At 39.2% G+C, this 12,599-nt stretch carries 9 protein-coding genes; 2 read left to right on the top strand and 7 right to left on the bottom strand.

Annotation, left to right across the window (positions count from 1 at the left end; genetic code table 11):
* Positions 1-156 precede the first annotated feature (156 nt).
* Positions 157-1,557, top strand: coding sequence for a hypothetical protein (locus IPZ59_RS19370; protein WP_236137691.1), 1,401 nt, complete (start codon positions 157-159; stop codon positions 1,555-1,557).
* Positions 1,558-1,609: 52 nt separating this feature from the next.
* On the opposite strand, the gene IPZ59_RS19365 is transcribed toward IPZ59_RS19370, so the two are convergent.
* From IPZ59_RS19365 to IPZ59_RS19345, 5 genes are all read right to left on the bottom strand, one after another.
* Positions 1,610-4,840: a response regulator gene (locus IPZ59_RS19365; RefSeq protein ID WP_236137690.1), complete on the bottom strand. Its 3,231-nt coding sequence runs from the start codon at positions 4,838-4,840 to the stop codon at positions 1,610-1,612.
* Positions 4,841-4,928: 88 nt separating this feature from the next.
* The gene (locus IPZ59_RS19360) at positions 4,929-5,225 is read right to left on the bottom strand and encodes a thiamine-binding protein (protein WP_236137689.1); all 297 of its coding nucleotides are present in this window, start codon (positions 5,223-5,225) and stop codon (positions 4,929-4,931) included.
* A 5-nt stretch (positions 5,226-5,230) separates the two neighbouring features.
* Positions 5,231-7,726: an OmpA family protein gene (locus IPZ59_RS19355; RefSeq protein WP_236137688.1), complete on the bottom strand. Its 2,496-nt coding sequence runs from the start codon at positions 7,724-7,726 to the stop codon at positions 5,231-5,233.
* Positions 7,727-7,728: 2 nt separating this feature from the next.
* Entirely contained in the window at positions 7,729-8,886 is a 1,158-nt protein-coding gene (locus tag IPZ59_RS19350) for a hypothetical protein (RefSeq protein ID WP_236137687.1), read from the bottom strand.
* Positions 8,887-9,011: 125 nt separating this feature from the next.
* Positions 9,012-9,686 (bottom strand): GDSL-type esterase/lipase family protein, encoded by a 675-nt coding sequence (locus IPZ59_RS19345; protein WP_236137686.1) that lies wholly within the window; start codon positions 9,684-9,686, stop codon positions 9,012-9,014.
* Positions 9,687-9,939: 253 nt separating this feature from the next.
* On the opposite strand from IPZ59_RS19345, the gene IPZ59_RS19340 reads away from it, so the two are divergent.
* The gene (locus IPZ59_RS19340; RefSeq protein WP_236137685.1) at positions 9,940-10,959 is read left to right on the top strand and encodes a DUF4407 domain-containing protein; all 1,020 of its coding nucleotides are present in this window, start codon (positions 9,940-9,942) and stop codon (positions 10,957-10,959) included.
* A 44-nt stretch (positions 10,960-11,003) separates the two neighbouring features.
* On the opposite strand, the gene IPZ59_RS19335 is transcribed toward IPZ59_RS19340, so the two are convergent.
* Together IPZ59_RS19335 and IPZ59_RS19330 are read right to left on the bottom strand one after the other, a co-directional pair.
* Positions 11,004-11,753, bottom strand: a complete 750-nt coding sequence (locus IPZ59_RS19335) for a DUF5995 family protein (RefSeq protein ID WP_236137684.1) — start codon at positions 11,751-11,753, stop codon at positions 11,004-11,006.
* A 2-nt stretch (positions 11,754-11,755) separates the two neighbouring features.
* Complete coding sequence (locus IPZ59_RS19330) at positions 11,756-12,472, bottom strand: VIT1/CCC1 transporter family protein (protein WP_236137683.1); 717 nt, start codon at positions 12,470-12,472, stop codon at positions 11,756-11,758.
* Positions 12,473-12,599: the final 127 nt, after the last annotated feature.

The following is a 12,599-nucleotide window of genomic DNA, read 5'->3' as shown; positions in this document are numbered from 1 at the left end:
AAGGAATGTTACGGAAAAGGGGAGGTTTTTAAAATCAGGTTTCATAGCAAAGCGTTTAAAAGTAAAGACGCAAGGATCTAAACAAACGCTACAAAAAATTTATTTTTTTTGATTTGAATGAATAAAATTTTTTTAGTTAATTTTAAAAAAAAATTCATGATGAATCACCGTATTTTCATAGTTGGTATACTTTTTAGCATTTTTAGTCAAGTAAATGCTCAAAGTGATGTAAAACTGGAGTTATACACTGGTCCTCAGATGGGGTATCAGCAACTCTTGAATGACTCACGGCCTAGTCTTAATTTTAAGCCGAAAGTAGCCAACCACCTAGGATTAGGATTACTTTATTCAGTTAAGCCGGATTGGCAACTTATAGTGCAGTCAGAATTTACAGGTCTTGCCTATAGGTATACCGCTTACCCCAATTTCCCATCAGTTGAGGGTGCCACAAGATTTACAGCAAGAGGTGGCCAACTCTGGAATCATAGATTGGGTGTTAGAAAAACCTGGGAGAAGGGTGCTCATGCGCTCTACATGCAACCCATGCTTGGGATTACTATGGCTAGGTACATTGATTATTCTCAATATGACACACTTTCCTCATTCAATTTTTTTACACGGAGGACCTCAGTCAGTGTCAATATGGGGTTAGAGCTCGGAATGAAATTCTATACCAAAAATAAAAATTATTATACTATTGGTCTTCGTCACCAACAAGGCTTTAATGATTTATATCCTGTCAATTTCAATTGGTTTAATGATGCTCCAGTTTCAACCATTCAGAGAAGGGGATCATACACTGGTTTAGTTTTAGGCTATGGGATTGATTTTAAAGGAAAGACAGGGGAAGAAAAGACGCTTTGGAAATCAGGAAAGGAAGAGCGGAAAATCAATAAACGAACGATAGCATGGGGAGATGGTTCATATGTGCTGGTTTCAGGCCTCTTGAGATTTAGGCCTAAATCAGAACGAGAGCAAAATCTTGAATTCTCAAATATTTCTGGGGGATATGAATTTTTGGCCGGTTATACGAAGGGGTCTTGGAGTTTGGAGACTGGCTACAAGAAAATGAATGCTTACACCAATGCGGTCTTTATAGATGGTGTAAACAATCACACACCTTCAGACTACAGTGTTGATGTAGTTCCCCTGCGATTGAGGTATCATGTGGCTATGGGGTCGAGTAATCGATTGAGGGTTGGTGCCTCTGCCTCTTCAATGGTTATATTAGATTCTCAAGGACCATATTGGAGTTGGTTTGCATTTTCTGGGAGAAATAATGACGTAATCTATGATCTAGCTTCTATTCCGATTGAGCAAACTATTTCTGGGAAAATTCTTTTTAATGCAGGAGCATATATGGAAGTGCCAATTTTCAATTCGAGTCTGTTGACCTTTAATTTTTCCCGAAATTTTGGAAGTCCCAAAGTTGGAAAAGTTCAATTGGTGGGGGAAGTAAATGGTGAACCATTTGATCAGATTTTTTCTGGCTCTCTCAATGGCTGGGTTTTGGAGATGGGGTACAAGTTGCCTTTGAATATTATTTTTAAAAAATGATAACTATTTAACCCCTATTCGAAATATAACCGAATAGGGGTTTAGTTGTTTTTTATAAAATCTTTTTTTCAATCTTAAGTTTGAGATCTTTGAAAGAAGCCAAGGCTTTTTTGCTAGCCGCAATGGTCATTACGGGATTTTCCATAGCTTCCATTAATCGGATACTTTGTGAAAACTCATTCATACACAAGCTACCAGTAAGCCCTTTTAACTTGTGAAGTAGATTGTTTTTTTCTTTCTCATCTACGAGTACCACCGTGCATAATTTTTGAAGACTTTCTTCAATTTCACTAAAGCCTTGAAGCATAATACTTCGTAAAAGATCTTCATCATTAGAAAGCATTTCTAAAAGTGACTCATAGTCAAATTCTTCTTTCTTTAGGCTTAAGTCATCAGAGTCAGGTCTTTTAAAAATCTCTTTGACCAAGTCTAGAATTTTTTGTTTTTCTAGAGGTTTGGTCATGAAATAATTCATCCCTGCCGCAAGGCAAGCTTCTTTCTCTGATTGTAATGCTCCTGCAGTTAAGGCAATAATTGGAGTTTGGATGCCACTCTCTCCCTCCAAAGCTCGGATACCTCTAGTTGCTTCAAAACCGTCTTTCACAGGCATTTGAACGTCCATAAAAATCAGGTTGGGTTGGTGGGATTCAAACGAGTCTATAGCTTCTTGACCATTGATAGCTTCAATGATTTCGCACTTAGGGAAATGAGCCATCAGGATCGTTTTAAGCAAAATCATATTCAAGGAAACATCCTCTGCAATGAGAATTTTGATCGGACCATCTGCATGAAGTTCAAATTCCGCCGGACCTTTTTTCATCGCACTGATGGTATTATCTTTGTCATCCGCCAAGCTTAGCAGGCAATTGAATAATTCAGAGATTTTTGCCGGTTTGATAAGTTTGGCATCAATTTGTAAGTTTTCAAATCGCTCATCATTCTGTACTTCATCTACCGAACTGTATAAAAGTATTTTTGGCTTTTTACCTTTGAAGGTTGAGATGATTTTTTTCGCCTCCCCAATAGTGGTCAAGCCATCCATAAAGGGCATATGATAATCAACAATTAAGATATCATATTTCTTATCCTCGGCTAAAATTTGCAAAGCAGTCAGACCATTGTCTACTTCTTCGGTTTCAATTTTCCAATAATGTAAAATGTCTTTTAGGATTTTTCTATTGTTGACATTGTCATCAACCAATAAGATTTTCTTTATACTTGAAAATTCCTTGACTTTCGTTTGAGTAGTGGATTTAAATGGCCTCTCTATAGAGAAATAAAAGGTAGACCCTTTGCCGAGTTCACTAAGTAACTCAATTTTGGACCCCATTTTTTCTGTGAGCATTTGAGAAATAACCAAACCTAATCCTGTCCCTCCAAATTTTCTAGTAGTGGAGGAATCCGCTTGGGAAAAAGATTTAAACAGCTTTTGTTGTTGTTCTTCGGAAATCCCAATACCCGTATCCCTGATGGAAAAGGTGTACTGCCCTATTCCTTCTTTTGTAGGATCTTCTTGGAACTTTACAATTAATTCAACCTCGCCTTTTTCAGTAAATTTGATTGCATTGCTGAGCAGATTGACAAGGATTTGCTTCAACCGGATAGAATCGACGACGATATATCTCGGCATTTCGATCTGAATATTGAGCAGTAGTTCCAAATCTTTGGTGGCAGTGTTGAATTTTACAATATCTGCTGTTTGCTCAATCAGTTCAACTAGGTCTGTTTCCACTTCTTCCAACTCCAGTTTACCCGCTTCTATCTTAGAAAAGTCTAGGATATCATTGATAATCCCCAACAAGGAATGAGCAGAGGAGTTGGCGCTTTCTACATATTGGAGTTGTACATCTGATAAGTCAGTATTAATCAATAAATCGGTAAATCCGATTACCCCATTGAGTGGCGTTCTGATTTCATGACTCATATTGGCTAAAAATTCAGACTTTGCTTTATTCGATTTTTCAGCATCTTCTTTGGCTGAAATCAATGATTTCTCAAGCATACTTTTGGTATTGACACTCACCAAGAGTTCTGCAAAGATCTTTAACAGCTTTTTTTCTGAATCCTGAAACTTATGAACATCATGTACCCAGTCAAAGCCTACAAACCCGATCAATTTGTCTCCATGAATCATAGGGAATGTAATCAGTGTTTTGATTCCTTGAGGTTCAATGATAGATTTCAAGTTCTCATTTTCCAAGGTACTGATGTCAGGAACTTCGAAGGTCTGACTATTCTGATGTTGCTCAACCCATGCTGGTATAAATTCTATGGGGAGGTTTTGCAAATTTTCTATTTCGGGAGGCACACCTGCTGCACACCACTCATAGGTATTGGATGCCGTATTATCAATGAAATTATAATCAAAAACGTAGCCTCTATCGGCTTTTACAAAGGTTGAAATTCTGTAAAGGGATTCATTGATGGTTTTGGAAAGGTCTTCAATTTTGGTATTGATATAGGTGGAAGAAATATCAATCATCAAGGTCTGAAGTTCGATTTGTTTATCAATCTCTTCTTTCACAAGTTGCTGATCAGTGATATCTTGCGTGAGTCCAACAAGTTTATTGGATTGTCCTTCTTCCTCAATTAATAAAAGTTTGACTTTGACCCACTTGAATTTATTTTCGTCTATTGTGATTCTCCCAACAAATTCTGCTTCCTTACCCGTCTGAATGACCTGCTCTGATATTTTTTGTAGTAAAACCTGATCTTTTTTACTGTAAAAGCTCATGGCCTTTTCCAAATCCATATCTTTACCTTCTGATAATTCATGGATTTTAAAGAGGTTTTCTGTCCACTTAAGCTTTCTTGTATCAAGGTCAAGCTCCCATGAACCCATTTTAGCCATATTCATGGCTCTTTTTAAAAAGCCGTTGGCATTTACCAGCTCTGCTTCAATATGTTTTCGCTCTGAAATATCTCGCGAGGTAGCTACAACATAACCAATGTTGTCCAGTAAAAGGTATTTTACGGTTACTTCAACAGGAAACTTTTCACCTGTTTGAACATTGCTATTCGTGCCCTCCAAGATCATGAATGGAATTTGCCTTAATTCAGCCACATGGCTATGCCAAAACTCCTGATTTTTAAAAACTTCCTCAAAATCCCAAACATAATAGTTTCGTGCATCCTGAGGAGCAATTCCCAATCTCTTGGATGCCTCAGCATTGATATAAAAAAGGTTTCCATTTTCAAGGGATACCTGAGTCGCGTCTGATGTATTGTCTAACAATTGCTTCAGCAGTGCTAAATTTTCTTGACTTGGAAGGATAGGGGTCATAGAATCAAGGGTTTAAAAGGAGGCCTCGTAAAGCCTAACTCTAATATATGGTTGTTTTTCCAAAATTAAATACTTGGCTACCAAATTTTCATTTGCTGTACTTGAATGTTTTTTCCCCCATAGTCACGTGGGCATCTTTTTTGACTTGCATTCTGTAATAGACTAAAACTTCATCTGCTCCTGCTTCTAATACGGCTTCTTGTGCCTTTCTTGCAATGTCCATCAATAGATCCTGGGGTCCTTCCATGACGGTCTCGAAAGGTGTTACCGTATATGGTACACCAGAGGACTGAATAACTTCAATGGCCCGATCCACAAGGGTATAGGTGTCCAAAGTTTGACTTTTAGGAACGATTTGAATGCCTAGATTGATGGTTGGTTGCATTTAAATTAGGGGTTATTTTTTTCTATAATGACTTCTACACGCCGATCTTGTGCTTCTGATCGTGGAGTATTTCCACGAATGATTTTACCTCCTTCTCTGTATTGAATTTGGGATTCCTCTACGCCATAATACTCCATTAGGGCATTTCCTACCGCTTTCATTCGGTCTTCCGCAATCCGTAAATTATAAGCCAAGCTTCCTGTATTATCTGCATATCCAGTTATACGGAAATAGTACGCAGGATTTACCTGGATAAACTCTGCTAGAGGGAGTAATTTCTTCAATTCCTCGTCAGTAGGAACTCGCTGGTTGATATCAAAAAAAATCAACTGTTTGGTCGGTAGTAATTGGATGGTTTCTGGTATTTCTACAGGAATCACTACAATTTCCTCTGCTTCATTTACCTCTTCTTGCGCAGATTTTTCTTGTTGAATTCCCGCTCCGATTGTTGTCCAATCAATAGGAATAATTTCATTGGTAGTCCATGCGAGCCTAGCCGGAACTGCTTCTAGTTGGGGAAGATCAATCAGGGTTGAGGACGCAGAATCACTGGTACTGACCAGTACTTCTTCTAAGATTGGTTCATTTTTTTTGTCTTCTTGCTCAGAAGAATTGATGGCAGAACTCACTGCTGCACCAGCAAAAAGCCCACCTAAGAAAGACCTACGGTTTCCCCGCCTTTCTGATCTTCGCTCTTCTTTTTGAATCGCTCGCGCATTTCGTCTAGCACTTCCTCTATCATCTACTATAATTCGTTGATTTTGTGCAGCTGTCCGAGTAGGGGGGGGAGAAGATGTTTGCTGTCTCAAAGTACTGTTTTCTTGTCGAAGTCGCTGAATTTCTGAAAGGTAAAAATTGTCCAATGCTGCATTTCTGTCGTTACCTTCACTTCTTCTTTCCACTTCACTTGTAGTAGTAGCTTCTCTTTTGGGAAATTCAGTTGTGCGCTCGCTCGCTTCTGCACTTGTTTGCGTTTGCCGCTGAGTTATGGGAGTGTCTCGAGTAGTATTGTTTCTTTCTGGCAATGGCTCGTTTTTTTGTATAGCTCCTTTATTGGTGTCCTTTAGAGGTGAAGCCGATGGGCTGATTGAATCCGTATTTACAACATTGCCCACATCAAGGAAGCCGGTCCTAGGAGTAAAGGACTCTTGTTGGGTTTTGCTTTTGTTGGCAATCAAACTATCAATTTTGAAATAGCTTCTATTTTTATCTCGTTGTACAGAATCAAGTGTACGTAGTAGTTGTTGACTTCTGAGCGCAGATTCCTTATCAAACTCTTCAATAGGTAAATCATTGGAAAGCATGCGGGAGCGAACCTGCCTGTTTTGTTCTTCAAATTCTCTCAGCAGGTATTTGGTAGCTACCTGTGAAGAGTCCATACTTCTAATTTTTTGTTGTTCGGTTAAAATTTGTCGGTCGAGCAACAAAACTTGAGAGTTGCGAATAATCTGAGCTTCTTTATCCTCTTGATAAACATTGAGCGGTAGATAAGTATCAGTCGAAGGTAATGTGCGTTCTGTCGTTAAAGACTCTACTTCTTCTTTGGGATTAGGTAAGGGTGTAAATCCCCGCAGCGGAATCACCTGAGCTGCTACGAAACTTTTTTTGTTGAAACCGAAATTCAACCGAACTCCAGCACCGTGGTTGATGATCCAGTCTACTTGATTATCTCGGTTGCCACGGTAATCTGTTAAAAGGTTGACAGGAATACCCGTAGGGTTGGATGCTTGAGCCTGCAATTCGTTATCAAAGTTTTCTCTGTATTTTCCAGCCACATCATCCAAATGATTGGAAAATGCTCTTAAGATATCAGTTTGTAGGAAAAGCTCTATTCGACTCGATAAGCGAAACCGAACACCTAATCCAAGGTTGGTGTAAAAGGTGCGTTGCTCGTAGCCTTGTTCTGCTTCCAACTCATGGAGAGCAGTTTCAAATTGTCTGTTTTGGATGAGATTCGCCTGCGAAAAGTCGTAAAAATTACCGTTGTTATCTCGTAAATCGCCAAAAACCTTAAAATCCAGCAAACCAACGCCTAGATTTAGGTAAGGAGCAATAAACGATTTAGAGGAAAGGAAACGATCATTATCCGTTTTAAAAGAAAAGCCAATTCCATAATCCCGGCTTTGGTTTCTGAAATTGAGTCCTCGATCAAAATTTGGGGCGTCCATCCAAAGATTTCCATCTTTAGCAGTGAAGCGGTCATTCATAGAGTAATCATAGAATGCATAGCGCATGTAGAATCCAATGGTGTTGGTCACTCGTCTTTCTAGCATCACCTGATAAGAAGCCCCTAAATTTGTGTTGGGATTGTAGTCCAAGACATGTCGAATAGCATCCCAGTCTATAATTTTTTGAAAACGTACAGGCGTGAGGTCACCATAATAGTTGCTGTATCCATAACTCGCTCCCAATCTCCAATTGAAGTCTTTTTGTTGTGCCCAAACCAAAGGAGAGAGGGCCATGAAACAGGTGGCTAGCAGTATTTTTTTGAAGTACTGCATACTTACCTCCTGTTTTTAAGACCTAACCATAAATTAAACTCCAAACTTAGCCCGGCAAAGGGTTGAATGTAGGTTTGGCGTGGACCACTCCCAAGGTCATCCATGTTGAGCATCACTGCTCCCACATTAAATCGGAATACTTGAAATACTTTATACCCCAAACCAGCATAAATAGGAAGACCGATGAGATCTCCTTTGATGGACTCTCCCGATGAAGCTTCAAAATTGGTTAAGAAAACACCAGTGGAAAAAGAGGCATTACCGAGGAATTTGGTAAAGTTTCGGTTGCCTAAAGGAACAGAAAAGCCTACATAAGGACCATGCAGATATTCAGTTGAGGATAATTGTCGTTTGATAGGAATGGTAGCATATCCGAAATTCAGAGGTAAAGAATTTTGTTTTTTCTCTGTAATGTAGTTCAGAACTTTACGCTCATCGGCCAAAACCAATAAGTTATTGCCCAAGTATTGCCTGACCTCATTGCTTAATGTAGCTACCAGTTCTTCTAAATAGTTGTCGGCATAAACAGCTTTGGAATTGTCTTCAGATGATTTTTTTAAAATCGAAAACTTCGCTCTTCTAAGTTTCAATTGCTTACTCTGATTTAGTTTTTGAACCACCACATCGCTGAAGCCATTAAAATCCCTGCCTAAGAAGTTTCTATAATCCATCAAACCTTGGATAACGATTTGTTCGAGTTGATTTTGTACGACTCCAAGACCATTGTTGCTCTTGATACCGTTCTTTCTTACTTCGAAGTTACCCCTTACATAAGCCTCTAAATTTTTGGTGATGGCATTGTTGACAAAGTCGATTTGCTGTTCGTCTGCACGGATAAAATATTGGAATACCAAGTCGTAGTTCTCATTGTTTCTCAAAGGTTCTGATACCAAGAGTTCGAAGTCATTGGTTTCAAAATCAAAAGCTTTCCTCCAATTGTAGGATTGAATACTCCGCTTGCCCGTCCTATTGATATCTAGACTGACCATTTCTACACCTGTAGGTAATTGTCCTGTGATGTAAAAGCGCTCTTCAGAAGGCAATGCTCGATTATTGTTGATCTCATTGGAAATAATGTTGAACCGAACTCCAGTAACTTGAGCATCAATAGAATGAATGATACAATATGAGAAGAGTGTCAATAGCATAAAAGATTTCATACGTAGTTTCATTTGATTATATGTAAAAGATAGTTGGTGACTATTGTATTTTTGGTGGGTTTAGTAGCAATTTAACTAATTTTTATGCAATAAAAAACAGTTTGAATCATTATTTCTAGCCTTTTTTACGACCCATCTTCATTCGCTTGTAGATAAAGTTTGATCACTTTATTCCACTGTTCATATCCTTTTTCGTTGAGATGCAATTTGTCTTCAATAAAGTAATCAGGATTAGGTTCACCTTCTGGATTTAAGAGAGGTGACCAAAGATCGATAAACTCTAAATAGGGCTGCCCTTCTGTAAATAGCTTGAGGAGGTTATTCAATTCTTCGTATTCAGCTTTTAAATGCCAGCGGCTGATGCTTGGCTTTGGACTAAGAATATAAATCGTACTCTTGGGAAAAGCCGTATGAATACGCTGGGTAATCCCAAAGAACTCATTCATTATCTGAAGGCTGGGCATACCATCAGCTAGGTCATTGTCTCCCTCATAAATAAATATTTTGGATGGTTGATAAGGGATTACCAAAGCTTCAAGATGCCTAGTTAAGTCATCTGCTCTTGATCCGCCGAAACCCATATTCAGGATGGGCTGATCGGAAGGAAGGTTTGTCAGTTCCTTCCAAAAGCGAATCGAAGAGCTACCAGTAAACAAGTAAGAAGCTGCTTGAAATTTTTCAGGAGGATATTTTTCTTGAAGGGCATGTACCTCTTTTTGAAAACGAATGTCCTGAGCAGCTATCGAGAAGGATACGCCCCATAAGGATAGAAAGAAGAAATATTTTAAAATGGTTTGCATAGTGGTTTTTATTTTACGTAAGCCAAAGAGATTGTCTTTATTTCGGACAGTTAGTGTACGATAACAACTACAATTATGTAGCCAACAATTGATAAGAGATGGTAGAGATTTTTTGATTCAATTTATTTAGACACAAAAATCGAACTTTGGTCACCAAATGGAGAGGGTCTGTCACAAAATATTTTTTTAGTATTCAAAGAAGCCCAATTGAGTCCGCTTTTTGATGGGTTGTTCGGTTATGATCCATAAAATTATGAACAAATTTCAACAATTCTTTCTTTTTGCGTCTGGGTATTATGTGCCTTTGCTGAAACGATGTCCAAGTGAATTGCAAAAGGTACTAGGCATAGGGGCGACAGTTTTCCTTACGGCCCTGCTCGCTACATTTTCGGCAGGTTATGCTTTTTGGATCATATTTCAATCCCCTGCATTGGCCATAGCTTTTGCTGTGGTTTGGGGATTAATGATTTTTAACCTCGACCGATTTATTGTCGCAAGTATTCGAAAAAAAGATAAGTTTTGGTCAGAGTTGAAAGTAGCTTTCCCCCGAATCGTATTTGCAGTATTGCTGGCATTTGTGATAGCCAAGCCTTTGGAATTAAAAGTATTTGAGCGAGAAATCGATAGAAAGCTGGATGAGCAGCGGGTAGAACTATTCAAATCCAGCAAGATAGCTTTGGAAGAAGGCTTTCAGGAGGTCGAGCAGATCCGAGAAGAAAAAAGACAATATGATCAAGAGCTTTCGAGTAAACTTGCCTTTCGGGATAAATTGCAAGCCGAGTATGATTTGGAGCGTTTTGGGGTAAAGTCGGCTAGCAGTAGTGGGATTGTAGGTTTGGGGACCAATGCCAAAAAGAAAGAGCAACAGTTGGATGCTGCTGAAAAAGAGCTTGCAACCTATCAGGTCTATGCCTTATCGAAAAAGGATAGTTTGGATAGGGAAATAGCCGCTTTAGAAGAGTTGAAATCTCAAGAACTGCAAAAAATCCAACCGTCTATAGATGGGTTTGATGGGTTGGGAGCACGCTTGGATGCCCTACACGCGGTAGGACAGGAAAAACCGACCATTGCTTTTGCAGGACTCATGATCAGTGTATTGCTCATAGCCTTAGAATGTGCGCCTATTCTGGTAAAGTTGCTTGCACCTAAAGGACCGTATGATGAGTTGTTAGCACTGACGGAACAAGGAGTGTCCGTATTTGTGCAGGAAAAAACAGTCAAGCTCGAACTAGGGTCTGAAAGACGAATCATGAAGTATCAGCAGGAAATTTAAGCAATTGAGTAGCCTTGTATTCGGGAAAAGCCAATCTGTATCCATCAAGAAGCACCGATTTGTTCCAGATCTTGGATGATAGAGGGTACAGATTTCCATTCGGTCAGAGAAACAAGCCGCATGATAAAACTGATTCTTTTCCCTGGATGAATCATGCCTTGTGCAAGTTTGGCTATTGCGGTATCTCTTTGAGCGATGCTTTCGGTTTTGTGAATACTCCCTGCATAAGAATTGGAAAATTTCCAAGCGCCCTGTCTAGCTACCTTAATGCTGAAGTTAACCAAAATTTCATCTTTCCCTTTTGCCAGAGGTACAAGTAACTTGAAAAGTGGAGAAAACCTGCTGATTTGTGTTTTGGTATCATCCACCAGTTCACCCAATACCACATTGATGTAATTAAAGTCTGCTTCAATAAGCTGTAAGTTTTGGTAATTCATGGTTTGGGCTGCTGCAATGCCCAAATCCAAATTGATATGCGCATTCATACCAAGGAGTAAATGCTGCATCACGGTCAAATTCCCTTGATTGGCAGCTTCAAAAGTTAACCTCCAACTTTCAGTAGGCTGTTTTCCCCGGCTGAATTCATCAAAAGCATCGATGAATCGTTTGGCGAAAATTACATCCAACTTTTCCATGCGCGGATTGTCCTCAAATTCTTGGCGATCGATGCCGTTTTTAATTCGAACCGTCACTTGTCTGTAAAGTACTGCAAAGTACCCGATTCGGGATTGTTGTTGTTTGCAAAAAAGGATGATTTCATCCAAGCGCTTGATGATTTCTTCGATTGTAGTCATAATTACCAATTTTTGATGAGTGATTCCAACAAATTACCGACCCCGTAAGCAATCAGGGCTGCTAATACCCCTAAAATCAAGGTTTCGAGTATGCTTTTAAGAAGATGTGTAGCGTTTACTAAACTTTTTAACCAACCAATTCCGATAAATGCCAAACCTGTCAAGATAGAGGCCAGTACAAATGGGTTATTCAATTGAGACACGTAAGCAAGTAAAGGGATAAAGCCTACACAGACAAAAGAAAGGAAGGTAGCAAGCCCTATTTTAAAAGAGCTTTTTTTCTCAGGAATCAGGTTTAATTCATTTTTCATCATTTCATCTACCCATCGGTCTCTATTCGAAATGATGGTGTCCACTACTTGTTGTAAAAGTTCCCCTTCGAAACCTTTGGCTCGATAGATTTCTGCTACTTCTTCTCGCTCTTTTTCAGGGATATTGTCTATTTCCCAGTATTCGGTTGCTTTGATTTTTTGGTAGTGTTCCTTTTCAGTTTTGGAGGAAAGATAGGCCCCTACAGACATGGAAAATCCATCTGCTAGAAGATTGGCAAAACCCAAAATAATGATGATATCGGTCTCGAAACCTGCCCCTACAGCGCCTGCCACTACCGCAAAGGTGGTCACTGCTCCATCTACTCCTCCGTAGACAAACTCCCGCAGGTATTTTTGGCTATTCCCCACAAAAGAGATTTTTTGATGGATTGTGGATTCATTTTGCATGAGGAGTATGGATAAAATTTTTTGTTGTTTGATGCGTATCTGGTAATAACTAAATTTAATGTTTAAAAACAGATCAGTAAACATGCTTACTGGAGGATTCAGCTGGGGTTTGGTTGAAGAGCAGCAT

The sequence above is a fragment of the Mongoliitalea daihaiensis genome, from assembly GCF_021596945.1.
Classification (GTDB): domain Bacteria; phylum Bacteroidota; class Bacteroidia; order Cytophagales; family Cyclobacteriaceae; genus Mongoliitalea; species Mongoliitalea daihaiensis.
Note: the sequence above shows the minus strand (reverse complement) of the source record. Positions and strands in the feature narration are given on the sequence as shown.